29 protein-coding genes are annotated in these 26,089 nt (G+C 71.2%); 20 read left to right on the plus strand and 9 right to left on the minus strand.

Annotation, left to right across the window (positions count from 1 at the left end):
* Positions 1-21: 21 nt before the first annotated feature.
* Together OG509_RS23925 and OG509_RS23930 are read right to left on the minus strand one after the other, a co-directional pair.
* A complete protein-coding gene (locus OG509_RS23925) occupies positions 22-1,593 on the minus strand; it encodes an amidohydrolase family protein (RefSeq protein WP_406184522.1) in 1,572 nt (523 codons plus the stop codon).
* Positions 1,594-1,607: 14 nt separating this feature from the next.
* Complete coding sequence (locus tag OG509_RS23930) at positions 1,608-2,888, minus strand: amino acid deaminase (RefSeq protein ID WP_406184523.1); 1,281 nt, start codon at positions 2,886-2,888, stop codon at positions 1,608-1,610.
* Between the two features lie 155 nt (positions 2,889-3,043).
* On the opposite strand from OG509_RS23930, the gene OG509_RS23935 reads away from it, so the two are divergent.
* Both OG509_RS23935 and OG509_RS23940 read left to right on the plus strand, forming a co-directional pair.
* Positions 3,044-3,817 (plus strand): IclR family transcriptional regulator, encoded by a 774-nt coding sequence (locus OG509_RS23935; protein WP_406184524.1) that lies wholly within the window; start codon positions 3,044-3,046, stop codon positions 3,815-3,817.
* Positions 3,814-4,224 (plus strand): RidA family protein, encoded by a 411-nt coding sequence (locus tag OG509_RS23940; RefSeq protein WP_229336741.1) that lies wholly within the window; start codon positions 3,814-3,816, stop codon positions 4,222-4,224. Before OG509_RS23935 ends, OG509_RS23940 begins: the two co-directional genes overlap by 4 nt.
* 70 nt (positions 4,225-4,294) lie before the next feature.
* Here OG509_RS23940 and OG509_RS23945 read toward each other — a convergent pair whose 3' ends face one another.
* The gene (locus tag OG509_RS23945) at positions 4,295-5,632 is read right to left on the minus strand and encodes a M14 family metallopeptidase (RefSeq protein ID WP_406184525.1); all 1,338 of its coding nucleotides are present in this window, start codon (positions 5,630-5,632) and stop codon (positions 4,295-4,297) included.
* A 141-nt stretch (positions 5,633-5,773) separates the two neighbouring features.
* Positions 5,774-7,468, minus strand: a complete 1,695-nt coding sequence (locus tag OG509_RS23950) for a chitinase (RefSeq protein ID WP_406184527.1) — start codon at positions 7,466-7,468, stop codon at positions 5,774-5,776.
* 382 nt (positions 7,469-7,850) lie between these two features.
* Between OG509_RS23950 and OG509_RS23955 the strand changes: the two genes are divergently transcribed.
* The 14 genes from OG509_RS23955 (at position 7,851) to OG509_RS24020 (ending at position 18,863) form a co-directional block, all read left to right on the plus strand.
* Positions 7,851-8,768 (plus strand): hypothetical protein, encoded by a 918-nt coding sequence (locus OG509_RS23955; protein WP_406184528.1) that lies wholly within the window; start codon positions 7,851-7,853, stop codon positions 8,766-8,768.
* A 39-nt stretch (positions 8,769-8,807) separates the two neighbouring features.
* Complete coding sequence (gene cpaB, locus OG509_RS23960; protein WP_030159501.1) at positions 8,808-9,509, plus strand: Flp pilus assembly protein CpaB; 702 nt, start codon at positions 8,808-8,810, stop codon at positions 9,507-9,509.
* 7 nt (positions 9,510-9,516) lie between these two features.
* Positions 9,517-10,794: a CpaE family protein gene (locus tag OG509_RS23965; RefSeq protein WP_406184529.1), complete on the plus strand. Its 1,278-nt coding sequence runs from the start codon at positions 9,517-9,519 to the stop codon at positions 10,792-10,794.
* A gap of 3 nt (positions 10,795-10,797) precedes the next feature.
* Positions 10,798-11,202, plus strand: coding sequence for a TadE/TadG family type IV pilus assembly protein (locus OG509_RS23970; protein ID WP_406184530.1), 405 nt, complete (start codon positions 10,798-10,800; stop codon positions 11,200-11,202).
* Between the two features lies 1 nt (position 11,203).
* The gene (locus OG509_RS23975) at positions 11,204-11,572 is read left to right on the plus strand and encodes a TadE/TadG family type IV pilus assembly protein (RefSeq protein ID WP_406184531.1); all 369 of its coding nucleotides are present in this window, start codon (positions 11,204-11,206) and stop codon (positions 11,570-11,572) included.
* Positions 11,569-12,915, plus strand: a complete 1,347-nt coding sequence (locus tag OG509_RS23980; protein ID WP_030159511.1) for a CpaF family protein — start codon at positions 11,569-11,571, stop codon at positions 12,913-12,915. Before OG509_RS23975 ends, OG509_RS23980 begins: the two co-directional genes overlap by 4 nt.
* The gene (locus OG509_RS23985) at positions 12,912-13,850 is read left to right on the plus strand and encodes a type II secretion system F family protein (RefSeq protein ID WP_406184532.1); all 939 of its coding nucleotides are present in this window, start codon (positions 12,912-12,914) and stop codon (positions 13,848-13,850) included. The genes OG509_RS23980 and OG509_RS23985 overlap by 4 nt, the downstream gene beginning before the upstream one ends.
* A 13-nt stretch (positions 13,851-13,863) precedes the next feature.
* Positions 13,864-14,757 carry a DUF5936 domain-containing protein gene (locus OG509_RS23990; protein WP_406184533.1) on the plus strand — a complete coding sequence of 298 codons (894 nt, stop codon included), beginning with the start codon at positions 13,864-13,866 and terminating at the stop codon, positions 14,755-14,757.
* Positions 14,758-14,760: 3 nt separating this feature from the next.
* A complete protein-coding gene (locus OG509_RS23995; RefSeq protein ID WP_406184534.1) occupies positions 14,761-15,963 on the plus strand; it encodes a sensor histidine kinase in 1,203 nt (400 codons plus the stop codon).
* The gene (locus OG509_RS24000; protein WP_385579963.1) at positions 15,960-16,646 is read left to right on the plus strand and encodes a response regulator; all 687 of its coding nucleotides are present in this window, start codon (positions 15,960-15,962) and stop codon (positions 16,644-16,646) included. Before OG509_RS23995 ends, OG509_RS24000 begins: the two co-directional genes overlap by 4 nt.
* Positions 16,647-16,756: 110 nt before the next feature.
* Positions 16,757-16,957 carry a hypothetical protein gene (locus OG509_RS24005; protein WP_406184536.1) on the plus strand — a complete coding sequence of 67 codons (201 nt, stop codon included), beginning with the start codon at positions 16,757-16,759 and terminating at the stop codon, positions 16,955-16,957.
* Positions 16,954-17,595 carry a pilus assembly protein TadG-related protein gene (locus OG509_RS24010; RefSeq protein ID WP_406184537.1) on the plus strand — a complete coding sequence of 214 codons (642 nt, stop codon included), beginning with the start codon at positions 16,954-16,956 and terminating at the stop codon, positions 17,593-17,595. Before OG509_RS24005 ends, OG509_RS24010 begins: the two co-directional genes overlap by 4 nt.
* A gap of 28 nt (positions 17,596-17,623) precedes the next feature.
* On the plus strand, positions 17,624-18,211 hold the full coding sequence (locus OG509_RS24015) for a hypothetical protein (protein WP_406184538.1): 588 nt from the start codon (positions 17,624-17,626) through the stop codon (positions 18,209-18,211).
* Between the two features lie 4 nt (positions 18,212-18,215).
* Positions 18,216-18,863, plus strand: coding sequence for an OmpA family protein (locus OG509_RS24020; RefSeq protein WP_406184539.1), 648 nt, complete (start codon positions 18,216-18,218; stop codon positions 18,861-18,863).
* On the opposite strand, the gene OG509_RS24025 is transcribed toward OG509_RS24020, so the two are convergent.
* Positions 18,860-19,414: a TetR/AcrR family transcriptional regulator gene (locus OG509_RS24025; RefSeq protein ID WP_406184540.1), complete on the minus strand. Its 555-nt coding sequence runs from the start codon at positions 19,412-19,414 to the stop codon at positions 18,860-18,862. The two genes, OG509_RS24020 and OG509_RS24025, sit on opposite strands and share 4 nt — an antisense overlap.
* 96 nt (positions 19,415-19,510) lie before the next feature.
* On the opposite strand from OG509_RS24025, the gene OG509_RS24030 reads away from it, so the two are divergent.
* The 3 genes from OG509_RS24030 (at position 19,511) to OG509_RS24040 (ending at position 22,194) form a co-directional block, all read left to right on the plus strand.
* Positions 19,511-19,936: a nuclear transport factor 2 family protein gene (locus tag OG509_RS24030; protein WP_406184541.1), complete on the plus strand. Its 426-nt coding sequence runs from the start codon at positions 19,511-19,513 to the stop codon at positions 19,934-19,936.
* 88 nt (positions 19,937-20,024) lie between these two features.
* Positions 20,025-20,849, plus strand: coding sequence for an alpha/beta fold hydrolase (locus OG509_RS24035; RefSeq protein ID WP_406184543.1), 825 nt, complete (start codon positions 20,025-20,027; stop codon positions 20,847-20,849).
* A gap of 274 nt (positions 20,850-21,123) precedes the next feature.
* Positions 21,124-22,194, plus strand: coding sequence for a beta-propeller fold lactonase family protein (locus OG509_RS24040; protein WP_406184544.1), 1,071 nt, complete (start codon positions 21,124-21,126; stop codon positions 22,192-22,194).
* Positions 22,195-22,385: 191 nt separating this feature from the next.
* On the opposite strand, the gene OG509_RS24045 is transcribed toward OG509_RS24040, so the two are convergent.
* Both OG509_RS24045 and OG509_RS24050 read right to left on the minus strand, forming a co-directional pair.
* On the minus strand, positions 22,386-22,583 hold the full coding sequence (locus OG509_RS24045; protein ID WP_406184545.1) for a hypothetical protein: 198 nt from the start codon (positions 22,581-22,583) through the stop codon (positions 22,386-22,388).
* A 9-nt stretch (positions 22,584-22,592) separates the two neighbouring features.
* Complete coding sequence (locus OG509_RS24050; RefSeq protein ID WP_406184546.1) at positions 22,593-23,444, minus strand: DUF5753 domain-containing protein; 852 nt, start codon at positions 23,442-23,444, stop codon at positions 22,593-22,595.
* A 207-nt stretch (positions 23,445-23,651) separates the two neighbouring features.
* Between OG509_RS24050 and OG509_RS24055 the strand changes: the two genes are divergently transcribed.
* The gene (locus OG509_RS24055; RefSeq protein WP_406184547.1) at positions 23,652-24,170 is read left to right on the plus strand and encodes an ATP-binding protein; all 519 of its coding nucleotides are present in this window, start codon (positions 23,652-23,654) and stop codon (positions 24,168-24,170) included.
* Between the two features lie 56 nt (positions 24,171-24,226).
* Here the strand turns inward: OG509_RS24055 and OG509_RS24060 are convergent, their stop codons facing one another.
* Positions 24,227-25,234, minus strand: a complete 1,008-nt coding sequence (locus OG509_RS24060; protein ID WP_406184548.1) for an SGNH/GDSL hydrolase family protein — start codon at positions 25,232-25,234, stop codon at positions 24,227-24,229.
* 159 nt (positions 25,235-25,393) lie between these two features.
* Positions 25,394-25,972, minus strand: a complete 579-nt coding sequence (locus OG509_RS24065) for a TetR/AcrR family transcriptional regulator (protein WP_406184549.1) — start codon at positions 25,970-25,972, stop codon at positions 25,394-25,396.
* Positions 25,973-26,089: the final 117 nt, after the last annotated feature.

The raw sequence follows: 26,089 nt of genomic DNA on the forward strand, positions 1-26,089 counted from the left end.
GCCCATCGTAGGCGGACGGGCTCAACGGCCCCCGTACGGCGTCCTGCGGACCGACCGCCCCGCCAGGACCTGCGTCCTGCGCCCGTCCCGCATCACGAACCGGCCGTCGATCAGCACGTGCGGGATCCCGGCCGGCAGCACGCGCGGGTTCTCGTACGTCGACCCGGCCGCGACCGTCTCCGGATCGAAGAGCACGAGATCGGCCCGGTACCCGGCACGCACCAACCCCCGGTCCGGCAGCCGCAGTCGGGCCGCCGGACGGCCCGCCAGACGGGCCACGCACTCCTCCAGCGAGAGCACCCCGAGCTCGCGCACGTAGTGGCCGAGGTAGTGCGGGAAGGTCCCGTACGCCCGCGGATGCGGTTTCGCGCCCTGGAGGATGCCGTCGGATCCGCCGGTGTGCACCCGATGGCGCATGATCGCCCGGACGTTCTCCTCGTGCCCGACGTGCTGGAGGATCGTCGGCCCCAGCCGGTCCGCCAGCAGCAGCCGCCGGGCCGCCTCCCAGTCCCGCAGGCGCGTGCCCACGTACGCCCCGTGCGCCGGGTCCGCCGTCCCCGCGACCTCGATCGTCGCCCAGTCCACCGGGACGCCGTGGCAGCCGTCCGCCCCGGTCACCTCCAGCGCGTACCGGATCCGCTCGGCCTCGCCGTCGTCGCGCAGCCGGGCGAGCACGGCCTCGGGCCCGCCCTCGTTCGCCCAGCCGGGCAGCAGCGCCACGAGGGTGGTGCAGCCGGGGGTGTACGGGTACGAGTCGAGGCTGATGTCGGCCCCGGCGGCGAGGGCCTCGTCGAGGAGGGCGAGCAGCTCGCCCGCCCGGCCCTCGTTCTCCGCGAAGTTCATGGTGGCGTGCGCGAGGTGCAGCGCACAGCCGGCCTCCCGGGCCAGGGCGATCATCTCGGCGTACGCGCCGAGCGCACCGCGCCCGTAACTGCGGTGGTGCGGGCAGTAGTAGCCGCCGTACGAGGCCACCACCCGGCACAGTTCCGTCAGTTCGGCGCCCGACGCGTACATGCCGGGGGTGTACGTGAGCCCCGAGGACATGCCGACCGCGCCCTGGGCGAGGCCCTCGGCGACGAGCGTGCGCATCCGGTCGAGCTCGGCGGGGGTCGCGGGGCGGTCGCCCCAGCCGAGGGCGTGCGCGCGGACGGTGCCCTGCGGCACGAGGTACGCGGCGTTGACGGCGATGCCGGTGCGGTCGAGCCGGTCCAGGTACCCGCCCACGTCCCGCCAGTCGAACTCGACGTCCTCGCCCGCGCCGTTCCAGCCGGTGATGGCCGCCCGCACCTCGGCGAGGGTGCGGTCGTCGACGGGCGCGTACGAGAGCCCGTCCTGGCCGAGGACTTCGAGGGTCACGCCCTGCGCGGCCTTGGCGCTGTGGTCCGGATCGCGGAGCAGGGCGAGATCGCTGTGCGCGTGCATGTCGACGAAGCCGGGAGCCAGGGCGAGCCCGTACGCGTCGACGGTGCGGCGGCCGCCGGAGCGGATCCGGCCGATCTCGGCGATCCGGCCCTCGTGAACGCCCACGTCGGCGGTGTACGAGGGCCCGCCCGTGCCGTCGACGACGCGGGCCCCGCGGATGACCAGGTCCACCGGCCCCGGCTCCGCTAGAAGAAGGTGCGGACGTAGTCGGTGACCGTGCCGTCGGCCTCGACGACCGGGATCAGCGGCCACTTCTCGAAGATCGTGCAGGGGTGGGACATGCCGAGCGCCACCCAGTCGCCGACGTTCACGTCGTCGGCGGCGTCGGTCTCCAGCCAGGCGTGCTGGTCGGAGAGCTTGACCACGCGGACCCCGGTGGCCGGGCGCTCCTCGCCGGTCAGGGCGTCGCGGACCAGCTCCGCCTCGGGCAGGCCGAGGTCGTACGCGATGTCGCGCTTGCCTGCGTTGACGAAGGCCTGGGTGGGGGAGGGGCGGGAGACGACCTGGGTCCAGAGCCGGAACGCGGGGCGCAGGCCGCCCTCCTCCGGGACCCGGTTGAAGGGGGTGAGGCGGGTGTACCAGCCGTGGTCGTGGGAGACGTACGCACCGGAGCGCAGCAGCCGCAGTACGGGCCGGGACAGCTCCGGGAGCTCGGCGAACACGTCGGCGACGGCGTCGAACCAGGCGGATCCGCCGGCGCTGACGACGATCTCCTCCAGGTCGGCGGCGAACCGGCCGGCCCGGTCGAACTCGACGGCCAGCGCCGTGAGCCGGCGCAGGTACGCGTGGACGGACTCCGGGTCGGCGCCGGGTACCTCGGCCTCGTACCCGGCGATGCCGACGAGGCGCAGGCCGGCGGCCTCGGCCACGGCGTCGGCGACGGCCCGGCAGTCCTCGTCGGTCCGCGCGCCGGTACGGGCGCCCTCGCCGGCCCCGAGCTCGACGACGACGTCGACGACCTGGGGCTGCCCCTGCAGGGCCCGGTCCATGAGCTGGACCCCGCGCACGGAGTCGACGTAGCAGACGAAGCGGAAGCCGGGGTCGGCGGCGAGCTCGGCGGCCACCCAGCGCAGCGCCGCCGGGTCGACGAGCTCGTTGGCGAGGAAGATCCGCTGGATGCCGAAGGCGCGGTAGACGCGGGCCTGGTGGGGGACGGCGGCGGTGATGCCCCAGGCGCCGTGGTCGAGCTGGCGCCGGAAGAGCTGCGGTGCCATGCAGGTCTTGCCGTGCGGGGCGAAGGCGAGGCCGTGGCGGGCGGCGTACGTGCCGAGCGCGGTGAGGTTGTGCTCCAGCGCCTCGGCGTCGAGCGTGAGGACGGGGGTGGTGAACCCGCCGCCGTAGAGGTCCCGCTTCTCGGCGGCCAGCTGGCTGACGGTGAGGTTCGCCTGCTCGGCGTCGGGCGGCAGCCCCTTGAACCGGTGGTCGACCGGTTCGTCGGCGAGCCGTCGGACTGCGTCGCTGCCCATGCGGATTCCTCCTCGCGTTGCATCTGCTGCAACGTGCGTTGCGTGTTGTGCCGCTTGCTGTCTAGCATCCTGCGTACGAGGGGTCAACGCCCGGCCGTGCGTACGGGTTCCGCCGGCCCCGCGCAGCGGGCGGCGGCGGGGCGAAGGGAGACGGCGTGAGCCAGTCGGTGGAGCGGGCGCTGCGGATCCTGCCGCTGCTGGCCAAGGGTCCGGCAGGGCTCGGCGAGGTCGCCGAGGAGCTCGGCGTCCACAAGAGCACCGCCCTGCGCCTCCTGCGCACCCTGCACGAGCACGGCTTCGTCTACCGCCAGCCCGACGGCCGCTACCGCCTCGGCTCCCGGCTCTTCGCGCTCGCCGCCGAGGCCGTGGAGAACCTCGACGTCCGCACCGTCGCCCACCCGCACCTCGTCGAGCTCAACCGCCTCACCGGGCACACCGTGCACCTCGCGCTCCACCAGGACGACGAGGTCGTCTACATCGACAAGGTCGAGAGCCGCTACCCCGTCCGCATGTACTCCCGCATCGGCCGGCCCGTCCCCCTCACCGTCGCCGCCGTCGCGAAGCTGCTGCTCGCCGACCTCCCCGAGGCCGAGCGGCGCAGCCTCGCCGAGCGCATCGACTATCCCCGCTACACCGCCCGCTCCACCCCCGACGCGCAGGCCTTCCTGCGCGAGCTGGCCCTCGTACGGGAACAGGGCTGGGCCACCGATCTCGGCGGGCACGAGGAGTCCGTCAACTGCCTCGGCGCGCCCGTGCGCGGGCCGGACGGGCGGGCCGTGGCCGCGCTGTCCGTCTCCGCGCCCAGCGTGGTCGTCACCGCCGGGGAACTGCTCGAACTGCTGCCCCTGGTCCGGCGCACCGCCGACACCATCAGCCGGGAGTACTCCGGCTCCCCGCACGCCCCACACGACGACGAGGACACCCCGTGACCGAGAAGACCGCCATCACCCCCGACACCCACACCACCCCGCCTGCCCGCTTCTCGCACGGCGTGCGCAAGGGGAACATCCTCCAGGTCGCCGGCCAGGTCGGCTTCCTCCCGCACGTGGACGGCCAGGCGCCGACCCCCGCCGGCCCGACCCTGCGCGAGCAGACCCTCCAGACCCTGGAGAACGTCCGCTCCGTACTGGAGGCCGGCGGCGCGGGCTGGGACGACGTCATGATGATCCGCGTCTACCTGACCGACACGGACCACTTCGCCGAGATGAACGCCCTCTACAACGCGTACTTCGAGGAGCAGGGCCTGAAGGAGGCCCCGGCCGCCCGCACCACCGTGTACGTGGGCCTCCCCGCCGGCCTGCTCATCGAGATCGACGCCCTCGCCGTCCTCGGGTAGGGCGGCCGCACGGAGCGGCACGACAAGGGCGCCCCCCTGGCGGTAGGGCGCCCCTGCCGGTGCCGTCGGCTCACGTGCAGTACTGCGCCTGCTTCCCGATCGAGCGGTACATGCAGTCCGCGTTCTCCAGCAGTTGCAGCACGGCGTCACGGTTGCGCGCCGTCTCGCGCTCGATCACCTCGTCCGGCGGGTAGAAGCCGCCCCCGCTGCCGGACTCGGACGGGTACATCTCGAAGGTGTACGTGAAGATCTTCTGGTTGCCCCACAGCCAGTCGTCGATCGTCCCGTCCGTGATGTACAGGTCGCTCGACTGCTCCGGCGTGTAGCCGTTGCTGCGGGCCATGCTCGTGCCGATGGTCTTGTAGACGGCGAGGTCGTCCGCCGTCATGCCCGGCGCGGTGTCGTTGTACGTCCACCCGAAGGGCCACAGCACCAGCTGGCTGTACGTGTGGAAGTCGATCGAGGCGGTGATCTGCTGCTTGCCGCCGATCACGCGGCTGCGCACGAAGTCCGCGACCACCTTGACCTCGGGGGCCGACTCGCCGGCCGCCCCGCGGTAGGTCTCGGAGCTCTTGCTGCTGCTGGAGCCGCCGCAGCAGCCCCACTTGTAGTCCCAGTTGCGGTTCAGGTCGGTGCCGACGTACGAGGAGCCCGTGTTCGGCTGCCGGTTCTTGCGCCAGGAGCGGTACGAGCCGGTCGCGATGTCGTACTCGCCGCCGTCCGGGTTGAGGTCCGGCACGATCCAGATCTCGCGGCCGTTGACCATGTTCGTGATCCGCGAGTCGGTGCCGTACTTGGAGCCGAACTCCTTGATCAGGTACAGCGCCATCTCGACGGTCAGGTGCTCGCGGGCGTGCTGGTGGTGCGTGAAGAGCACCTCGGGCTCGTTCTCGTCGGTCGCGACGTTGTCGCTGATCTTGATGGCGACGATGTCCCGGCCCTGGTACGACTTCCCGATCACCTTCTTGCTCATGATCGAGGGGTACTGGGCGATGCGCTGGTCGATCTCCGTGTTGGCCTCGGCGTAGTTGTGGTACATCGAGTCCTTGGACGGGAAGTCCATCGGGTTCGCCGCGACCCCCCGCTCGGAGCGGTCCGGCGGCCCGGGCAGGGCGGTCAGCTTGTAGCCGAGCGCCCGCAGCTCCTTGGCCTGCTGGGGGTCGGCGCTGACGACGACCGAGCGGGCGTCGACCTCGTCGATCGAGACGCCCGTACGGAGCAGGGCCGTTCGCTCGGCCGCCGTGGCCGGGCCCTTGACCTCGTACTGGACGATCGCCTCATCCTGGGTGGCCGTCGAGGGGGTGGGCGGCGGGGCCGCCGTCGCGCTCATGCCGTAGGCGGGCGCGCCGAGCGCGAGAGCGAGCAGGGCCGCCGTGACGGCGGCCCTGCGTCGGGTGTGGAGCCGCATGCGTTCTCCTGGGTGGGAGTGTGGGGGTAGCCGTGCGGACGCGCACAGCGTGCTCTTCTGGCATGTCCCGGTCAAGAACTCCATTCCGGCCAGATCCGCCGGTCGGCCACCCGCCGGGACGGCCACCCCCACACGTACCGCCTAGGGCAGGGCGTGAACCTTCGGACCCACCGAGTTGGACCAAGCGCTACCCGCCTTGGCGTCCCAGTTGGTCGACCAGGTCATCGCGCCGCGCAGCCCCGGGTAGGTCTTCGACGGCTTGAAGGACCCGCAGTTCGTGCCCCTGGCCAGGCAGTCCAGGGCGTTGTTCACGATGGTCGGGGAGACGTACCCGCTGCCCGCGCCGCTCGGCGAGGCCGGCACGCCGATGCCCACCTGCGAGGGGTCGAGCCCGCCCTCCAGCTGGATGCAGGCCAGCGCGGTGAGGAAGTCCACCGAGCCCTGCGAGTAGACCTTGCCGTCGCAGCCGTTCATCGAGCCGCTGTTGTAGTACTGCATGTTGACGACGGTCAGGATGTCCTTGATGTTCAGCGCCGTCTTGAAGTAGCCGCCCGCCGTCGACTGCATGTCGATGGTCTGCGGGGCCATCGTGATGACGAGCGAGGAGCCGGCCTTGGCGGACAGCGAGCGCAGCGCCTGCGTCATGTAGGTCGGGTTGAGGCCGTTCTCCAGGTCGATGTCGATCCCGCTGAAGCCGTACTCCTGCATCAGCGCGTACGCGGAGTTCGCCAGGTTGTTCGCGGAGGTCGGGTCATTGACCGAGATGGTGCCCTTCTCGCCGCCGATGGAGAGGATGACGGACTTGCCGGCCGCCTTCTTCGCGGCGATGTCGGCCTTGAACTGCGAGACGGTGTAGCCGCCGAGGCCCGCCGAGTCGAGGTTGAAGGTGATGGCCCCGGGCGTGGTCGTGGCGTCGGCGAAGGAGACCGCGATGATGTCGTACTGGGCCGAGACGTCGGAGATCTTCTGGACGGTCGCGCCGTTGTCGAAGTTCTGCCAGTAGCCGGTCAGGGCGTGCTTGGGGACCGAGGGGTTCGGGTTCGGGTTGCCGCCGCCGGTCGTCGTGCCGGTCACGGCCGCCGACTTCGGGCCCTCGCCGGCCGCGTTGTACGCGCTCACCTGGAAGGAGTACGAGGTGGCGGCGGCGAGCCCGGTGATCTGGGCGGGGGAGCCGGACACGGTCTTGACGCGGACTCCGTCCTGATAGACGTAATAGCCGCTCGCCCCGCTGACCGCGTTCCACGAAAGGGTGAGCCCGCTCGCGCTCTGGCCGGAAACGGCGGCCCCGCCCGGGGCGCCGGGGACGGACGGGCCGGGGTCGGTGCCGCCGCCCCCGTCCGGGCCGAAGACGCTGAAGTCGTCGACGACGTACGCGGGCTGCCCGTACCAGCCGTGCGTCCACACCGTGACCTGCGTGGTGCTCGCGCCCGTGGTGAAGGTGGTGGAGAGCTGCTGCCAGCCGCCGCCCGAGCCGGGGGTCCAGGTGGACACGTCCTGCGTGCCGGTCCCGGTCACGCCGAGGTATACGTACGAGCCCTGCACCTGCTCGCTGAGCGTGTACGTCGAGTTCGGCTTGACCGTGACGGTCTGACTGCACTGCGCACTGTCCTGGCCCGCCGGGGTGCCCTTGAGGGCGGCGGCCCCGGCGTGGACGGGCGAGGAGACGACGGCCCCGCTCCCGGAGCTGCACGTCCAGTCGGCGAGACCGGACTCGAAGCCTCCGTTGCGGACGACGTTGACGTCGGCGGCCTGCGCGGTGCCGGTGGCGAGGGCGGTCAGGCCGCCCGCGGTCAGGGTGGCGGCGCCCAGCAGGGCGAGCGAGCGTATGCGGTTCACGTGGTCTCCGTGGGGGGAGAAGGGGATGTGAAGGGGGAGGTGGAACTGGTGGACGAACGCACCCGGGGTCGTGGGTGGGGGGAACCCCGTCGGCGCGTCGCCGCGTTGGGCCCAAGTTGGTCCAGACCAATCTCCCTGTCAAGACTCTTTGCAATGTGGCTTGAATTGATCGGGCGTCCGATCCCGGATGTCCGGGTTTCCCGCCACCTGTGACAGGGGCCGCCGGTACGGGAATTACCAAGCCCCTGCCCTGCCAGGGACGACGCGGATATGGTGCTGGGGCAAGGGGGAAGGGCGCCGATCGTTTGCGGTCGCGCAGGGGTGCGCGTACGCGACGGCGGCGCCGACGTATGGGGCGTACGGGGTGAACAGGGGGATTCGCGTGCCGACCGCCATTGCCGTCACCAGCGCCGATCTGGTGCTGCCGGCCCCCGACCGGCACACACCGCCGGCCGTCGTGCTGCACCCGCCCGGACAGCTCGACCTCGCGGGCGCCCTCGCGGAGACGAGCGCCCTGCTGGAGCGCCACGGCCACGTCGTGGCCTTCGTACCGCCCTGGCTGCCGACCGCGACCGTCCAGCGGCTGCACACCGTGCGGGCCATCCTGGAGACCGACCGGATCGCCCTCCTCGACATCGATCTGCCCCCGCTGGCCACGGCCCTGCTGGTCCGTCAGCTGCGCCAGCTCAGCGTCTGCGACTTCAGCCCCGGAGTCATCGCCTCCGCCGCCCGGCTGCTGTCCCACTACATCCACGCCGGGGCCCTGCTGGGCTCCGTCGCCAGACTGGACCGGGTCCCGGTCGGGCTCAAGGCGCACGCCCGCTCGTGGTCGCCGAGCGCCCAGTTCGCCGTACTGGCCCACCCGACCCCGCACCTGGTCAAGCTGACCGGCTCCGGCGGGCGCGGCGCGCACGCCGGGGGCTCCGCCCTGCCGCCCGGCCCCGCGTACGCCACCCACCTCACCTTCGCGCGCGGCCAGCTCGCCTCCGACTGGGTGGCGGCCGAACTCGCCCCCGCCTGGCGGGTCCAGGGCGTGATGGAGAACCCGCTCCCGGCCGACTCGCCCGTCTGGTGGGCCACGGCGAAGCTGGTCGAGTTCGCCGCCGCCATCCCGGACCCGTCCGTGCTCTACCAGCTGGTCGCCTCCGTCCGCCGCGAGGAGTGCCACTGGTGCGGCCTCGAACTCATCGGCGACCGCTGCGCCTTCTGCGCCGCCCCCCTGGCCGCCCCGCCGCCGGCCGAGACCGGGGACAGGACGCCGCCGCCGGCCTTCGCCGGCGCCCCCAGACCAAGACACTGACCGGCTGAACGATCGAAGAACGGCGAGGTAGTACGGCCCATGAACTCACGCCAGCGCCGCGGCGTCATCCTGCTGCTCCTGTCGGTCCTGTGCGCCCTCGCGGCGTTCGGCGGGGTCCTCGTGGTGATCGGCGACGTCAATTCCAAGGTCGGGGCCGAGGTCACCGCCTACCGCGCCAAGGGCGACATCCCGCCGTACAGCCCGCTGTCGGCGGGCCAGTTCGAGGAAGTCTCCATCCCCAAGCGCTGGCTGTCCGACACCGCCGTCACCGACCTCGGCCGGCTCAAGGACAAGATCGCGCTCACCACCCTGCGCAAGGGCTCGCTGCTCCAGTCGGACATGTTCGTCGACAAGCCGCAGCTCCAGCCCGGGGAGCAGGAGATCGCCATCATGATCGACGCGGCGACCGGCGTGGCCGGCAAGATCTACTCCGGGGCCAAGGTCAACATCATCGCCACCTTCAAGGGCGCCAAGGACACCGAGCCCTCCCGCTCTGTGATCATCGTGGCCAACGCCCGCGTCCTGAACGTCGGCAAGCTCACCGCCCTCGACAAGGACAGCGACAAGAAGGGCCCCGCCGAGGCGGTCCCGATCACCTTCGCCCTGAACACCAAGGACACCCAGCGCGTCGCGTACGCCGAGTCCTTCGCGGAGCACGTACGCCTGGCCCTGGTGGCCCCCGGCACCGACTCCGCGCCCGGTCCGGGCGACCGGACGTACACCCTCGACGGGGACAAGTGAGGCCCGGATGACCACCCGAATCCTCCCCGCGGCCGGCGACCCGGACGCCGCCCGCCACATCTCCACCCTCCTCAGCCAGCTCCCGGCCGCCGAGCCGGGCGCCGCGGTCCCCGACTCCACCGCCCTGCTCGACACCCTGGGGCGGCTGGCCGCCGAATCCATCGACGAACTGCCCGAGGTCGTCCTCGTCCACGAGCGGATCGGCCCGGTGCCCGCGCTCGACCTGATCCGCGAGGTCGCGCTCCGCTTCCCGGCGGTGGGCGTGGTGCTGGTCTCCTCGGACGCCGGACCGGCGGTGTTCTCCGCCGCCATGGACTCGGGGGCGCGGGGTGTGATCGGGCTGCCGCTCGCGTACGAGGAACTCGCCGCCCGCGTCCAGGCCGCCGCCCAGTGGTCCGTCGGCGTACGCCGCCACCTGGGCCGGGGGGCCGACGTGTTCACCGGGCCCGGCGGCAAGGTGGTCACGGTCACCGGGGCCAAGGGCGGCGTCGGCACCACCTTCACCGCCGTGCAGTTCGCGCTGGCCGCGGCCGCCTCGGGGCGGCGTACGGCCCTGGTCGACATGGACCTCCAGGCCGGCGACGTCGGCTCGTACCTCGACGTGCAGTTCCGGCGCTCGATCGCCGACCTCGCCGGGATCCACGACATCTCCCCGCGCGTTCTCCAGGACGCGGTGTACGAGGACCGGACGGGGCTGGCGCTGCTGCTGGCCCCGGCGGAGGGCGAGCGGGGCGAGGAGGTCGACGAACGCGCCGCCCGGCACATCGTCGGCGCCCTGCGCAGCCGGTACGAGCTCGTCGTCATCGACTGCGGCACCCAGGTGACCGGCGCGAACGCGGCAGCGGTGGAGATGGCGGACGTGGCGGTCCTGGTCACCACGCCCGACGTGGTCTGCGTACGGGCGGCCAAGCGGCTGGTCCGGATGTGGGAGCGGCTCCAGGTCCGCAAGGCGGAGGACACCGCGATGGTGGTCAACCGCTGGAGCAAGCACACGGAGATCCAGCCCTCGCTGATCGCGAAGATCACGAAGACCCGGGCCACCCGGACCCCGGTGCCGGCCGCCTTCAAGGAGCTCCAGGCGGTGGTGGACGCGGGCCGGGTGCAGGACCTCGACAACCGCTCCAGCGTGAAGCAGGCGCTGTGGACGCTGGCGGGCGAACTCGGCCTGCTTTCGCCGCCGTCCGCGGCGGAGCCCGAAGCCGCCGCCGTGGGGACCCCGGGCGCGGCCCTCGCCATACGGGCCGCCGGCCCGGTGGCGCGGCTGCGCCGCGGCCGGGAGGGCTGACGGATGCCCGCGCGCAGACCCGTCGGGCGCGGCCGGGGCGCCCGGGGCGCTTGGCGCGTCTGGCGCGATCGCGGCCAGGTGGCGGTCGAGTTCGTCGGCATGGTGCCGCTGATCCTGCTGCTCGTGGCGGCGGTGTGGGAGTGCGTACTGATCGGGTACGCGTTCTCCCTGGCGGGCAACGCGGCGGACGAGGCGGCGCGGGTGGGCGCGGTGCACGGCGGCGGGGCGTGTGACGCCGCAGCCCGGCGGCACGTCGGGGGCGCCTGGAACATGGGCGTGGAGTGCGGTGAGGCGGGCGACGTCTACAAGGCGACCGTCAAGCTCAAGCTCCCGGTCTTCTTCCCGGGCCTCGACATCGGCATCCCGATCACGGGCGAGGGCGGCTCCGCGAAGGAAGAGGAGGACTGAGGTGAAACGAGACCGGGACCGGGGCCAAGTGGCCCTGGAGTACATCGGCTTCATCCCGATCCTGCTGTTCGTCGCACTGTGCGGGATCCAGCTCGGCTGGGTCGCGTACGTGGAGCAGCAGGCCGACACGGCCGCCCGTACCGCGGCCCGCGTGGAGGCCCGCAAGGGCGAGGGCGGGGAGGCCGCCGGCAAGGCGGCGATCCGGCCGAGCCTCGCCTCGCTCGCGCAGATCGACGTCGCCGCGTCGCGCGACGCCGTCACCGCGACGGCCCGCATCACCGTCAAGTCGATCGTGCCCGGCCTGGACTCCTACACGGCCGAGCGCACGGCCGTCATGCCCAACGACGACCCGAGCGGAGCCCGTCCATGAGCCTGCGTTCCCGGGTCAACACCCCCGACGACCGGCACAGTCCGCGCGAGGACGGCCGGCTGGTCTCCGCGTACCGGGCGAAGCTGCTGGAGGAGATCGACCTCGCCGAGATGTCGGCGCTCGCGCCCGCCGAGCGCCGCGCCCGGCTGGAACGCGTACTCGGGCACATCATCAGCCGCGAGGGCCCGGTCCTGTCCACCGTCGAGCGGGCGCAGCTGATCCGCCGGGTCGTGGACGAGGCGCTCGGCCTCGGCGTGCTCGAACCGCTCCTCGAAGACGCCTCGATCTCCGAGATCATGGTCAACGGCCCGGACCAGATCTTCGTCGAACGCGCCGGCCGCGTCGAGCAGCTGCCCCTGCGCTTCGCCTCGCACGAGCAGCTGATGCAGACCATCGAGCGCATCGTCTCCACCGTCAACCGCCGTGTGGACGAGGCGAATCCGATGGTCGACGCCCGGCTGCCCAGCGGCGAGCGCGTCAACGTGATCATCCCGCCGCTGTCCCTGACCGGGGCCACCCTCACGATCCGCCGCTTCCCGCGCGCCTTCACCCTGCACGAGATGATCGGCCTCGGCTCGCTGGACGCACAGATGCTCCTGCTGCTGTCCGGGCTGGTCCAGGCGAAGATGAACGTCATCGTGTCCGGGGCCACCGGCACCGGGAAGACCACGCTCCTCAACGCCCTCTCCGGTCTGATCCCGGAGGGCGAGCGGATCATCACGATCGAGGACTCGGCGGAGCTCCAGCTCCAGCAGGCCCACGTCATCCGCCTCGAATCCCGCCCGGCGAACGTGGAGGGCAAGGGCCGGATCACCATCCGCGACCTCGTACGCAACTCCCTGCGCATGCGCCCCGACCGCATCATCGTCGGCGAGGTGCGCGGCGGCGAGACCCTCGACATGCTCCAGGCGATGTCCACCGGCCACGACGGCTCCCTGGCCACCGTCCACGCGAACAGCGCCGAGGACGCGCTCATGCGCCTGCAGACCCTCGCCTCGATGTCCGAGGTTGAGGTCCCCTTCGAGGCCCTCCAGGACCAGATCAACAGCGCGGTGAACGTGGTCGTCCAGCTGACCCGCTTCGGCGACGGCTCGCGCCGCCTCACGGAGATCGCCATCCTCGACTCGCACGGTCGCGAGCCCTTCCGCATCACCACCGTCTGCCGGTTCGCCGCCCAGCCGATGAGCGCCGACGGCCGCGTCCACGGCCACTTCGAGTACCACCCGCTGCCGCGCCGCATCGCGGACCGCCTCTACATGAACAACCAGCCGATCCCACAGGCCTTCGGGGTCGCCATGTCCGACGACCAGCTCGCCACCCGCATCACCCGGACCGTCCTGTGAACCCACTGATCCTCCTCACCCTCGGCGTCACACTGCTGGCCTGCGTCCTCGTGGTCGCGGGCGTCCAGGCGTACGCCGCCGGCCGCGCCCAGCGCGCCGCCCTCATCGAACGCCTCGCCGCGGAAGGCGCACCGGAGCAGGCGGGCCGCAGGCGCCGCTTCCCCGGGGTGGACCGGCGCCTGCGCCGGACCGCGCTCGGCAAGCGGATCGAGGTGAAGCTGGCCGTGACCGGCCTGGACCTCACCCCCGGCGAGTTCTTCGTCTACGTGCTGATGTCGGTCGCCGGGGTGTGGCTGGTCGCGGCCAGCTTCCTGGCCCCGTTCTTCGGCCCGGTGGCAGGCCTGATCGGCCTGTGGGCGGCCGACGCCTTCCTCAACTGGCAGCGGGCCCGCCGCAACGAACGCTTCATCAACCAGCTGCCCGAGCTCGCCCGCATCCTCGCCAACGCCACCCAGGCCGGGCTGGCCCTCCGTACGGCCATCGCCATAGCGGCGGACGAGCTGGAGGCACCGGCGGGCGAGGAACTCTCGCGCGTCGCCGACCGCCTCGCCGTCGGCCACTCCATCGAGGAGGCGCTGGGCGAGATCGCCGAACGGCTGCCCTCCCGCGAGCTCGTCGTCCTGGTCTCCACCCTCGTACTGTCCGCGCGGGCGGGCGGCGCGATCGTCGGCAGCCTGCGCAACCTGACCGTGACGCTGGAGCAGCGCAAGGAGACGCGGCGCGAGGTCCGCACCCAGCTCTCCCAAGTGACCGTGACGGCCTATCTGGTGCCGGCGATCGGGCTCGGCTCACTGCTGCTGGTGAACGCGATGATGCCGGGCGCCCTGGACCGGATGACCGGCGCGTTCATCGGCCAGACGGCGGTGCTGGTGGCGATCGGGCTCTTCACGCTGGGCTTCGTACTGATCCGCCGGCTCTCGAAGATCGACGTGTGAGGGGGCGACGGACATGACGGCTCTGCTGCTGGCGCTGCTGTTGGGGGTGTCGGTCTTCGGCGTCTTCCACGGCGTCCGCCTCTACCGCGCCGAGGTGAAACTGCCGAGCGACCTCGCACTGGCCCTGGAGGTCGGCGCCACCCGTACGACGGCCGTCGGCTCGGCCGTCGACCGGCTGGGCATCCGCTGGGCGCCGCTCGTGCTGCGCCTGATGGGCCCGAACCGGGTCGCCCGCAAGCGCCGCCAGATCGACCTGGCGGGCAATCCGGCGGGCCTGACGATAGACCGGTACGCGGCGCGCCGCGCGGTGTACGGGTTCCTCGGCGCGCTCGGCGCCTTCTCGATGCTGATCAACGGCCAGCTCGTACCGGCCCTGCTGATGGTCGCGTTCGGCCTGTTCTGGATCGAGGTCGGCCTGTGGTCGGCGATCCGGGTCCGCCGCGACCACATCGAGCGGACGCTGCCGGACTTCCTGGACGTACTCGCGGTCGTGGTCAGCGCGGGGCTCGGCTTCCGGCAGGCGCTGGAGCGGGTGGCCGCCAAGTACGACGGCCCCTGGTCGGACGAGGTCCGGATCACCTTGCAGCAGATGGACATGGGCGTCAGCCGCCGCCAGGCCTTCGACGAGCTGCGCCGGCGCAACGACTCCGAGCAGGTGGCGCAGTTCGTGACCGCGCTGCTGCAGGGCGAGGAGCTGGGCTCGCCCATCGTCGACACGCTGATCGCGATCGCCGAGGACATGCGCCGTACGGACGCCCAGAACGCCCGCCGGCGGGCGGCCCGGGCGGTCCCGAAGGCCACCTTCGCGGTGACCATGTTCATGCTGCCGGGAACGCTGATCCTGCTGGTCTGCGGCTTCGTGTACGGCGCGGACGTCGACTTCGGCGCGCTGCTCGGGGGCGGGTGAACCATGGCGGTCCTCCACCTCCCCCTGGCGGGGCTGTCCGTACGCGCGACGACGGCACGGGAACCGTCCCCCTCCCCGGCACTCCAGTCCCATGCGCTCCAGGCGCTCTCCCGCCGGGTCTTCGCGTTCCGGATGGTGATGATCGGCCTGGGCGCGCCGCTGGCGCTGGGGCGCACGGCGGCCGGCGGGCCCATGTACCTGGTGGGCGGCGCGATCCTGCTCACCTTCATGCTCTCGTACGTACTCTTCCGCGACTGGGAGCGCTTCGGGCCGCTGCTGCTGCGCCACCGGTGGCTGCTGGCCCCGGACCTGGCCTGCTGCGGGCTGCTGCTGGTCACGGCGAGGCCCGAGTCGCCGCTCGGCTTCGCCGTGCTCTGCACACCGCTGGTGGCCGGGCTGGTCTACGGGTGGCGCGGCTCGGCGGTCTACGCGGCCCTGGCGGCGATGGCCGTGGCCGCCGTGGCCGGCGGCCTGACCCTGCCGGCGCTGTGCCTGCTGGCGGGCGCGGCCGGTGCCTCGCTGCGGGACCTCCTCTTCCGCTTCGGCGCGGCGAGCCAGGCCCTGACGGAGACGCGGGCCCGGCTGGCGGTGGCCGAGGCGGTACGCGCCGAACGGGACCACCTGGCCCGCGAGATGCACGACTCGGTGGCGAAGACCCTGCACGGCCTGGCCCTGGCGGCGGACGCCCTCGCCCGCACCACAGACCCGGCGACCGTGCGCCGCCAGGCATTCTTCCTCTCCGGCGCGGCCCGCGCGGCGGCGGCGGAATCCCGGGCACTGCTGACGGAGCTGCGGGGGGAGCCTGCGGGGGTCTCGCTGGCGGCCGAACTCCCGGTCCTGGTCGGCGAGGACGCGGAACTCCGCACGACGGGCGTCCTCCCGGTGGTGCCTCCGGGGACGGCGCACCACATCCTGTCCATCACCTCGGAGGCCCTGGAGAACGCCCGCCGCCACGCGGGAGCCTCGCGGGTGCGCGTCTCGGCGGCGGCGGAGGCGGGGGCGTTCACCCTGACCGTCGAGGACGACGGCTGCGGCCTCCCGCCGGACGCCCTGCACCGCAGGGGCCGCTACGGCCTGCGCGGCATGACGGAACGCGCGTCGCAGATCGGCGCCCGCCTCCGGATCGAAGCCCGGCCATCCGGTCCCGGGACGGTGGTCCGCCTGGACCTCCCGCTCGCGGCCCCGACCCCGGAGGGGAGCCCGTGACGCCGCTCCGCGTTCTGATCGCCGACGACAACCCGGTGGTACGGGCGGGCCTGACGTCCCTGCTGGCGACGGCCGGGGACATGGAGGTCGTGGCCCAGGCGGCGGACGGCCGCGAGGCCCTGAGCCTGACCCGCCGGCACGCCCCGGACGTGATCCTGCTGGACGTGCGCATGCCGGGCGTCGACGGCATCTCGGCCCTGCCGCACCTCGTACAGCTGGCGCCCGTACTGATGCTGACGTACAGCCGGGAATCGGAGGTCGTCCGAGAAGCGCTCCTGCTGGGCGCGGGCGGCTACCTGGTCCACGGCGAATTCACGCCGGAGGACCTGGTCCGCGCGGTCCAGGGCGTCCGCGAGGGGAGGGCCCATTTCACGCCGACGGCGGCGAGCGCGCTTCTCGCGGAACTCCGCACCTCTTCGCAACCGCAACGAACTGTGGCACGCTCTCCTGAGCGACTGCACAACTCGGTTCTCTTCGGCCTGAGTTCGAGGGAGGTGGAGATCATGGATCTCATCGCGTCCGGGATGAGCAACCAGCAGATCGCGGCCACCTGCTTCATCAGCGAGAAGACGGTGAAGAACCACATCAACCGCATCTTCGCGAAGCTCCAGAGCACGAGCCGCAGCGAGGCGATAGCGCGCTGGCTGGGAACGGCCCGTCCAGGGGTGAGCGGCCATGGGTAGACGGAGTGCGCAGTGGGTCCGTAATTGGGCCCCGGGACCCTTGGTTATCACCGGTAACTCCCCGTACGGTCCGCAAACCAACAGCGCCACCGGCCCGGGAGGGAACCCCCATGTTGCAGAACACCCTGGCGAGGATGCGGAAGCGGTACGAAACGAACGGCACCCGGGACCGAGGCCAGACGGCCTTCGAATACCTGGGCATCATCCTGGTGGTCGTAGTGATCATCGGCGCAATCGTCGGCACGGGCATCGGCCAGACGATCACCAACCGGATCGCCGCAGCGGTCACCGCGGTCACCGCCGGGAAGTGATCCCGGCGAAGTTTGACGAGCGGGGACAAGCCTTCCCCATCTACATCGTGCTGGTGGCAGGGATGCTCTTCGCCGCATTCGCCTTCTTCGTCTTCGGGCAGGCGGCACTCACGCGCAGTAATGCGCAGGGTGCCGCCGACGCTGCTGCCCTCGCGGCTGCGCGTGATGCCCGAGATCACTTGGTCCCGGGCCTGGACTTCGCGAAGTTCGAACCCGAGGACTGGGAGAGGATCCTTCGTGGGGAGCTGCTGGACTCGACCGGTGCCTGCGCGGAAGCGAGCAGCTTCGCGGCCAAGAACGACGCGTCGGCGACCTGCACTCCGCGGCCGCGCGAGTTCGCGGTCGCGGTGACGACCAATGGGACGGTGGGGAAGTCGGTCGTCCCGGGTACTGACAGCGTGCACGGGCAGGCAAAGGCGACCGCGGCTATCGAGCCGCGCTGCACTCTGGACGCCGCTCCCGCGCCTGCCCCCACCCCGTCCCCGACCGCTACCCAGGGCCCCACTCCGGCGCCGACCCCGGCGCTGCCGGTGACGTTCAAGTGCAAGGGGGGAAAGGCCCTGGTGCTGGACCCTTTGAAGCCCGACCCCTGGCGCAAGCTGGCCAGGACCCTGTTTGACGTGCGCTTGGTCGATTGACAGTGGATGAGAGAAGGAAGCGGCATAGATGAGCACTCGGCACTCGGTGAAGGTCCGCGGGGGAGCGGCCGCAGTAGCCGTGGCGGTTCTGGCGATCACGATGGCCGGATGCGGAGGGGGCGACGACAACAAGCCCAAGGGGCCCCAGAGTCCGTCGTCGAATTCCCAGGGAGCCGCACCTCAGCCGCAGGCACCCAGCGGCAGCCCAGCGCCCACGCCGACCGAAGTGCTCGCCACCGTCAACGGCGAGAGCGGCATGACCCTCACCATCAACTCGGCGGTGCGTGACGCGGGCGGCTTCCTCACGGTCAGCGGCCAGCTGAAGAACACCGGCAGTCAGGCCTTCGCCAGTACTGCGGCGTGGCGGGGCAATGAACTCAACAGCAGTGGAGCCTCGGTCGCGGGTGTCACCTTGGTCGACAAGGCGGGCAAGAAGCGGTACTACGTGCTGCGGGACACCGACGGCAGATGTCTGTGCACGACCGGGCTGACCGTCATCGATGCCGGCCAGACGGTGCCCTTCTTCGCCCAGTTCCCGGTGCCTCCGAACAACACCACTCAGGTGGACTTCAACCTCCCCACCTTCGCCACGGCGACCATCAAAATCTCCGGGTGACCCCATGAATAAACGCCACCGCGTCTCCGCTGCGACAGCAGTCGTCGGTCTCGTCATCGCCGGCGCCCATCTGCTGGGTGCGACCAGCGCCTACGCCGACGACGTGAAGCCGTCCGCACCTCCCGGCACGGAACCCTCCGCCGCCGCGCCGGTGCCCATCGACTCCAACGCGCCCGGCCTGAAGATCCCCCAGGGCGGAACCCTGGCTCCGATCAAGGTGCTGGACATCGCCGAGGTCGTCGAAGACCTCGGCGGTGAGCAGCGGCGGCAGGAGACCAATCAGACCGTCATGATGGCCCTGCAGTCCGAGGTGCTCTTCCCTGAGAACAGCGCCGTCTTCAACGCCCAGGCCGCAGCCCGGATACAGGCCATCGCCAACGAGATCAACACGCAGAAGGCGACCCGCGTCCGGGTCTTCGGGTTCACCGACGACCAGGGCAGCTACGAGCACGGCAAGGAACTCTCCAAGCAGCGCGCCGACGCCGTCCAGGCCGAGCTCGCCAAGACCGTCACCAGCACCGGCGTCATCTACGACGTACGCGGCTACAGCGAGGACTATCCGATCGCCGACAACGGCACCGAGGAAGGCCGCAAGAAGAACCGCCGGGTCGAGATCACCTTCCCCCGCACCACCCCCGCCGGCGGCAACTAGGGCCTGCTCCCGGCCCGCATCAGCGCCGACGCCGCCGCCCCCGCGCGGCGGGCCGGCTCCGGGCCGGGGTCCAGGGCCGCCACCACCGTCGCGCCCTCGACCAGGATCAGCAGCTGGTCCGCCAGGGCAGGACGCCCGGGCCCGGCGGCCTCCGCCAGCAGCGCCCGCAGCTCCGCCTTGTGGCGGCGTACGACGTCCAGCACCGCGGCGGGGCCGGTACCCAGCTCCCCGTACGCGTTCAGGAACGCACAGCCCCGGAAGTCCGGCTCCGAGAACCACTGCGCCAGCCACTCGAAGACCGCCTCGACCGCCCCGTCCGGATCGGCGGCCTCCGCCACCGCGCCGCGAAGGCTCGCAGTCCAGCGCCGGTCGCGGCGGTCGAGGTAGGCCGTGACCAGGGCTTCCTTGGCCGGGAAGACCTTGTAGAGCCGCTTGAGCGGCACGCCCGACTCCGTGCGGATGCGGTCCATGCCGACGGCCTGGATGCCCTCGGCGTAGAACAGCACCTCCGCCGCGTCCAGCAGCCGCGTCCGGGCCTCTTCGTCGTCCATGAAGGCAGCGTAGCTCAGGATCGCTTGCGTCGAGAACGACCGTTCTCTAGAGTCGAGAACGACCGTTCTCTAATTCTCTCCACCGAGGTGACCGCCATGGCCGACCCCGCCGTCGTACGCCCGCCCCTCCCGCCCTTCACCGAGGAGACCGCCCGCGCCAAGGTCCAGGCCGCCGAGGACGCCTGGAACAGCCGCGACCCCGAGCGCGTCGCCCTCGCCTACACCGAGAACTCGTTCTGGCGAAACCGCGACCGCTTCCTCAGCGGCCGGGACGAGATCCGCGAGTTCCTCGCCGAGAAGTGGGAGCGCGAGCTCGACTACCGGCTCCGCAAGGAGCTGTGGGCCTACACCGGAAACCGGATCTCCGTCCGCTTCGAGTACGAGTGGCACGACGCCTCCGGCCAGTGGTGGCGCAGCCACGGCAACGAGCAGTGGGAGTTCGACGGCAACGGGCTGATGCGCCGCCGCGAGGCCAGCATCAACGACATCCCGATCACCCCCGAGGACCGCCGCCTCACCTGATCCGCGGCCAGGTGTGCCGCCCCCCGCCCCGCGGTATGTGTCTGCGCGAGCACTCAAACCCCCGGACCCCCCCGTGAGGAGACTCGGCATGGCGGCACGGGCTCGCGTGAACGGCGTGGACCTCTACTACGAGGTCATGGGCGAGGGCGAGCCCCTGGTCCTCGTCCACGGCTCGTGGGTCGACCACGAGACCTGGCAACTCGTGGTCCCCCGCCTCGCGCGGTCGTTCCGCGTACTGGTCTATGACCGGCGCGGCCACAGCCGTAGCGAGCGCCCGCCGGGCCAGGGCAGCCGGCGCCAGGACGAGGACGACCTCGCGTCCCTCATCGAGATCCTCGGCGCCCCGGCCCACGTGGCCGCGAACTCCTTCGGCGCCTCGACCGCCCTCGGCCTCGCCACCCGCCGCCCCGAGCTGCTGCGCAGCCTGACCGCGCACGAGCCCCCGCTCATGGGCGTTGTGGGCGACGGGGACCGGGAGCTCCGCCCGGTGCTCCAGGCGATGGAGGCCGCCCTCGACGGCGTCCTCACGGCCCTGCGCGCGGGCGAGGACCGGGCGGGGGCGCAGCGGTTCGTGGACGAGGTCGTCATCGGCCCCGGCGCCTGGGAGCAACTGCCGGACCGAGCGCGCGAGACGCTCACCGCGAACGCCCCCACGTTCGCGGACGAACACGGCGACCCGGACTGGGCGCGCCTCGACCTCACCCGCCTGGCCGGCTTCCCGGGCCCCGCGCTGCTGACGTTCGGCAGCGAGAGCCCGCCGTGGTTCCCGGTGATCGTCGGCAAGCTCGCGACCGCGCTCGGCGGCCGGGCGCGGATGCGGACGCTGGTGGGGGACGGCCACGTCCCCCACCTCACCCACCCCGACCGCTACGCCGACGACCTCACCGAGTTCATCGCCGCCTCGGCCTCCTGAGCGGCGTCGGAGCGTGGGGCCGCTCGTCCTGTCTCGGGTCGTGTTGCCCGCGTTCACTTCATCGGGCGGGTGGCCCCCGGACACCCCCTAGGACTTGCGTAAGACCTGATAGGCCGTCTGTGCAGTTCGGAAATGTCCACCGGCCGAGCCTGCCAGGCAGGACTCCACGCCTGACTCGATGATGTTGGCGGCAGTCGCCGCTGGGCGCACAGCTCGGCGGCGGATCTGGGCCCAGGGCCCGGGAAGCGCGAGACGCGACAGGCAGGAGATGCCCATGAACACCACCTCAGCTGAGTGTGCCGAGAACGCCGCCCAGTATTCGGTCAAGAGATCGAGACGGGCGCGACGGCAACACCGTGCCTGGGTGGTGGGCGCCGCGGCTGTGTTGTGCACGGCGCTGCTGCCCGGCATCACCCTGCACGCCTCTGCGGACTCGCACGCCGATCGCGCTTACGTGGCCAACGCCGACGGCGACACGGTGTCGGTGATCGATCTCAAGACCAAGAAGGTCACCGACACCATCGCCGTTGGCGACGCCCCTGTCGACGTCGCGGTGGACCCGACCCGGAGCCGCGCCTACGTGACCAACGCCGGCGACGACAACGTGTCGGTGATCGACACCAAGACCAACGAGGTCATCGCCAGCATCCCCGTCGGCGACAAGCCGCGCGACGTGGCGGTTGACCCGGCCCGGGGCCGCGCCTACGTGACCAACAACGGTGATGACAACGTGTCGGTGATCGACACCAAGACCAACAACGTCATCGCCACCATTGCCGTCGGCGACGTTCCCTGGGGTGTGGCACTGGACGTAGCCCGGAACCGCGCTTTCGTGACCAACCAGCAGAGCGGTTCGGTATCGGTGATCGACACCAATACCTACACGGTGATCACCTCCATTCCCGTAGGCCTCGCCCCACGCGGTGTGGCGGTGGACTCGAAGCGTGCCCGCGTCGACGTGGCCAACCAGTCGAGTGACACCGTGTCGGTGATCAATTCCAACAGCAACCTCGTCACCGCCACCATTCCCGTCGGCGACGGACCGTTCGCGGTGGCGGAAGACCCCACCCGTGCTCTCGCCTACGTGGCCAACGTCTTCAACAGCACGGTGTCGGTGATCAACACCACGTCCAACGCCGTGATCGCCACGATCCACGTCGGCAACGGCCCGAGCGGGATCGCCTTGGACCGGAGAGGTGACCGTGTCTACGTGACCAACTACGACGACGACAACGTGTCGGTGATCAACGCCAGGACCGACACGGTCGTCGACACCATTCCCGTCGGCGACGGACCGATTGGAATCGACATCCTTCCCGGTGCTTCGCAGGCGAAGCACCCGTAAGACCGGACGTAGCGGCGCCCGGCTTCTTACGGTGGCCTGCCCGGCCCGACCCCCGGAGCCCGGATCTTCTCCGGAACCGGCCTTGAACTGGGTGCAGTCCGCCCGCTGACCCGGTGTGACGGCCGGGACAGCGGGCGGCGGCAGGTCGGTGCGGGCACCCGCCGCATCCGCCGCGGCCTGCCATAAGCGCCCTAGTCGGCCAGCAGGTGATCGGCCTTGCCGGCCTTGATGTCCCGGATCATTTGCCGGAGCGCGTCCGCCGTGTCGCTGAGGTACGCCGCCTCCTGACCCGCCACAGCGATGTAACTCCGCCCTTCCCCGTCCACCCCGATCCGGTAGCAGCTCGCCCCTTCGCCGCAGAAGGCTTCCTCCCACGTGATGTCGGCCATCGTGTCCCCTCAGAGTTCGCGAGCCAGTCGGTGGATGAAGTCCCGCGATGGGCTCGGCGGCAGGCTGATCCGCTCCATCCAGTCCAACTGGGCACGGTATTTCGATAGTTGCGCCTCGGTGTGCAGGAATTCGGCGCCGTGCGCGCTGTCGATCTGCACGGTATCGAGTTGCGGCACCGGCCCCTCCAGGTAGTTGACCGTCTGGCCCGCGCCCGGGAACCCCTCCGCCTCGAAGGTCAGGACGCGCAGGACGACGTTGTCCCGTTCCGATGCGCGGAGCAGGTGTTCCAACTGTGCCCGCGCCACCTTGCGCCCACCGAACCGCATGCGCAGCGCCGCCTCGTGGACGACCGCAACGTACTCGGGTGCCGACTCCCTTTCCAGTACCTGCTGGCGCTCCAGCCGGTGGGCCAGGCGCAACGCGACCTCCTGATCCGGGAGGGCGGGCACGACGAATCGGAACAGGGCGAGGGCGTGATCGCTGGTCTGGAGGAGCCCGGGAACATGAACCGAGTGGGTGCACCGCATGCGAGTGGCGCGGGCTTCCATCTCGGCGATGTCGAGCATCGCGGCCGACAGTGAGCCCCGGTAGCGCTCCCACCAGCCACGCCCCTGTGGCTGCGCCATGGAGACGAGTGCGCTGATGTACGGCTCGTCCGCGCAGTCGCAATGACAGGCCAGCGTCCGCAGTCGCTCCTCGCTGATGGCCCGGATGCCCTGCTCGATCGCGGAGATCTTGGAACGGTCGATGCCGAGAAGTCCTGCTGCGGATACGGCGGATACGTCAGCGGCCAGCCTCAATCTGCGCAGCTCGGCGCCCAGTCGCTTCTGTCGTTCGGTCGGCAAGGTCCGTTCGGCCATGGAAGCAGTCTGCCGTGTCGCGGTTACTCGCAGCCAGGGGTGGGTCAATCACCTTGATCAGGTGGTCAATTGTCCACCCGACTCGCTACATTGGGTAACGCACCGCTCACGCAACGGGAGTTGAAGTGCATTGCCGCGGCATGCTCATGCCCAGGCGACGGGCCACCACCCCACGGCGGAGCCACTCGCAACCACAGGGAGTTCGCGATGCTCAATCCCTTCATGCAGTCGACCCAGAGCCGATTCGACGTCTGTCCGAGCACGCCACCCGCGCCCGACGGGGAAGTGCCGCCCTCGCCGGATGCGCTGATGTGCAGCCTGACCGTGCCCGGGGAGGCGTACAGCGGGCAGATCGCGCGGCGGACCGTACGGTCCGTACTCCACGCACATCGGCTCGATGCGCTTGCCGTCGCCGCCGAGCAAGTCACCGGCGAACTGCTCGCCGCCTCCTGGCACTTGGATCCCGGGCGCAGTCTCTACCTCTCCGTCCGGTACCGGGACGACGCGCTGCGGCTCACCGCTTACGACGGGCACGCGACCCACTCCCACCCTCGGCTCGCCGCCCACTGCGAGGCGCGGCGGCGGGCCACCCTGCGTCTGATGGCCGCCGTCGTGCGCGAGTGCGGCGGGTCCTGGGGCTTCGGCGAGTCCCGCGAACCCGGCGGCGGCACCCGCACCTGGGCAACCCTCCCCCGAGCCGGTGCGCTCGGTTACCTCGCCGCCTGACCCCTGACCCTGACAGTGAGGATCCCCCCCCCAGGCCCGAACGCCATCCCGGGGGGTCATCTCCTCGTTGCCCCCAATCCCGTCAGGGCTTGGGTGACCAAGTCTGCCTGGTGGGTGGTGCCTTGGAGGTTGGGGTGGAGGACCGTGCAGGCTTCGCCGGTGGCGGGGATTCTGCGGCAGAGGTCGGAGGGCGGGTCGGTCTGGGTGCCAGAGCCGGTGAGGTTGTCCTTGATGCCGTACATCCACCGCTGGTCCGCCGCCGCGCAGACGCCGTGGCCGGTGCTGGAGGTGTACGTGTCCACGTAGACGGCGCCGGCGCGTTGCGCCTGGGTGCGCAGGACGGTGTTGACCCGGCGTTCCAGGGCGTCGAGGAAGGGCATGTCCCCCTTGGTGATGGTGCCGAGCTGACGCCAGGACCCGAAGGAGCAGCCGGTGCTGTCGGCGACGACGGCCGGGTATCCGACGACCGCCACCTTGGCGTGGGGTGCCCGGGTCCGGATGTCCTTGAGGGTGGTGGCGAAGTCCGCTTCCAGGGCGGCCATTCGGCCGTCGAGCCAGCTGGTGCCGGAGCCGCGGGTGTAGTGGGTGGAGCAGGGGCTGCCGGTTCCGAAGGACGCGATGCCCTGCTCGACGCACTTCGTGACGATGTCGACGAAGCCGACGGAGTTGCCGCCGATCCCGAGGGTGACGAGGTCCGTGGCGGCGGTGACGGCCTTGATCTGGGCCGGCCGGGCGGACCAGCCGGCCTTGGGCGGCACGGACGGGGGGCCGGTGAACTCGGTCTGTGGCTCCAGGACGCCGGCTCTGACCTCGGCGGCCGAACAAGTGACGTCGGTGAGGCGGACGTTGAGACGGCGGGCGGTCTGCTGCGGATAGCTGAGGGTGGAGCGGCCGCAGCCGTCATCGGCGGCCCAGGGCCGGACGAAGGCGCCCGCGCTGTACGAGTCGCCGAGCGCGGTGTAGTCGAGCGGAGCGGGGGGTGGTGCGGCCGTGGCCGGGGCGGTGGTGGTCAGGGTCATGAGGGCGAGGGCGCTCATGAGTGCGTACCTGGCGCGGAATGGCATGGCGGCGTCCTTGGCTCAGGCGCCGTACCGGCCGATCCGGGTGGCGCACATCACTCAAGGTAGCCGTTTTGATTACGGAGAGTAGTGTTCAGGTGTCCAAACCCCCGGATCGGGTGAACAGCCGGCCGTGACGGTCAAGAAGTAGGCCGGCCTCCGTCCTCAGGACGCCTGGTGGGCCTGGGTGATGAGCTCCGTCGCGACCTCCAGGGCCGCCAGTCGGGTCTCCTCCGGGTCGCCCTCCACGTGCTGGAGGAACATCATCCCCGCGTGCAGGGTGAACAGTGCGCTCACGCACCGCACCTGGTCCGTCAGCGGCCCGTCCTCGGTCCGCAACAGCTCCACCAGCGTGAACAGTCGGCGCTTGACGGTCTCGCCGATGCTCAGCTCCCGCATCGTCGCCTGGTTCTCCTGCATGAAGCGGTACAGCGGCGCGCCCGCCGCCATCGCCTCGCTGTAGCGCCGCAGCACCTCGCGCTTCGTCTCCAGCGTCCGCGGCTGCTGCTTCGCCCAGTCGATCAGCTCGTCTATCGGCCTGGTCAGGTCCTCGAAGACGCTGATGATGATGTCTTCCTTGGTCTTGAAGTGGTAGTACAGCGCCGCCTTCGTCACCTCAAGCCGCTCCGCGATCTCGCGCAGCGAAGTCTTCTCGTACCCCTGCTCGGCGAAGAGTTCCAGTGCGACGTCCTGGATGCGCTGGCGCGTGTTGCCGCGGCGCGCCTGCGGACTGCTGCTGGACATGGCTCTCCCCAAACTACTTACTTGACGCCCGGCTAGTGACGGGTCTACCTTCCCCAGTGTAGTCAACTAGCCGGGCGGCAAGTAAGGGTCCGGAGCGCATGGGTAAACGGGGAGTGA

The organism is Streptomyces sp. NBC_01006 (assembly GCF_045162725.1).
In the GTDB taxonomy this organism is placed as follows: domain Bacteria; phylum Actinomycetota; class Actinomycetes; order Streptomycetales; family Streptomycetaceae; genus Streptomyces.

What these genes read in the sequence shown, in the direction of transcription:
- OG509_RS24055 (WP_406184547.1), top strand. Translation starts at nt 23,652, where the DNA reads ATGCTCAATCCCTTCATGCAGTCGACCCAGAGCCGATTCGACGTCTGT.
- OG509_RS23930 (WP_406184523.1), bottom strand. Translation starts at nt 2,888, where the DNA reads ATGGGCAGCGACGCAGTCCGACGGCTCGCCGACGAACCGGTCGACCAC.
- OG509_RS23970 (WP_406184530.1), top strand. Translation starts at nt 10,798, where the DNA reads ATGCCCGCGCGCAGACCCGTCGGGCGCGGCCGGGGCGCCCGGGGCGCT.
- cpaB (WP_030159501.1), top strand. Translation starts at nt 8,808, where the DNA reads ATGAACTCACGCCAGCGCCGCGGCGTCATCCTGCTGCTCCTGTCGGTC.
- OG509_RS24050 (WP_406184546.1), bottom strand. Translation starts at nt 23,444, where the DNA reads ATGGCCGAACGGACCTTGCCGACCGAACGACAGAAGCGACTGGGCGCC.
- OG509_RS24065 (WP_406184549.1), bottom strand. Translation starts at nt 25,972, where the DNA reads ATGTCCAGCAGCAGTCCGCAGGCGCGCCGCGGCAACACGCGCCAGCGC.
- OG509_RS24035 (WP_406184543.1), top strand. Translation starts at nt 20,025, where the DNA reads ATGGCGGCACGGGCTCGCGTGAACGGCGTGGACCTCTACTACGAGGTC.
- OG509_RS23965 (WP_406184529.1), top strand. Translation starts at nt 9,517, where the DNA reads ATGACCACCCGAATCCTCCCCGCGGCCGGCGACCCGGACGCCGCCCGC.
- OG509_RS24005 (WP_406184536.1), top strand. Translation starts at nt 16,757, where the DNA reads ATGTTGCAGAACACCCTGGCGAGGATGCGGAAGCGGTACGAAACGAAC.
- OG509_RS23980 (WP_030159511.1), top strand. Translation starts at nt 11,569, where the DNA reads ATGAGCCTGCGTTCCCGGGTCAACACCCCCGACGACCGGCACAGTCCG.
- OG509_RS23945 (WP_406184525.1), bottom strand. Translation starts at nt 5,632, where the DNA reads ATGCGGCTCCACACCCGACGCAGGGCCGCCGTCACGGCGGCCCTGCTC.
- OG509_RS24025 (WP_406184540.1), bottom strand. Translation starts at nt 19,414, where the DNA reads ATGGACGACGAAGAGGCCCGGACGCGGCTGCTGGACGCGGCGGAGGTG.
- OG509_RS24045 (WP_406184545.1), bottom strand. Translation starts at nt 22,583, where the DNA reads ATGGCCGACATCACGTGGGAGGAAGCCTTCTGCGGCGAAGGGGCGAGC.
- OG509_RS24030 (WP_406184541.1), top strand. Translation starts at nt 19,511, where the DNA reads ATGGCCGACCCCGCCGTCGTACGCCCGCCCCTCCCGCCCTTCACCGAG.
- OG509_RS23995 (WP_406184534.1), top strand. Translation starts at nt 14,761, where the DNA reads ATGGCGGTCCTCCACCTCCCCCTGGCGGGGCTGTCCGTACGCGCGACG.
- OG509_RS23990 (WP_406184533.1), top strand. Translation starts at nt 13,864, where the DNA reads ATGACGGCTCTGCTGCTGGCGCTGCTGTTGGGGGTGTCGGTCTTCGGC.
- OG509_RS24040 (WP_406184544.1), top strand. Translation starts at nt 21,124, where the DNA reads ATGAACACCACCTCAGCTGAGTGTGCCGAGAACGCCGCCCAGTATTCG.
- OG509_RS24015 (WP_406184538.1), top strand. Translation starts at nt 17,624, where the DNA reads ATGAGCACTCGGCACTCGGTGAAGGTCCGCGGGGGAGCGGCCGCAGTA.
- OG509_RS24020 (WP_406184539.1), top strand. Translation starts at nt 18,216, where the DNA reads ATGAATAAACGCCACCGCGTCTCCGCTGCGACAGCAGTCGTCGGTCTC.
- OG509_RS24060 (WP_406184548.1), bottom strand. Translation starts at nt 25,234, where the DNA reads ATGCCATTCCGCGCCAGGTACGCACTCATGAGCGCCCTCGCCCTCATG.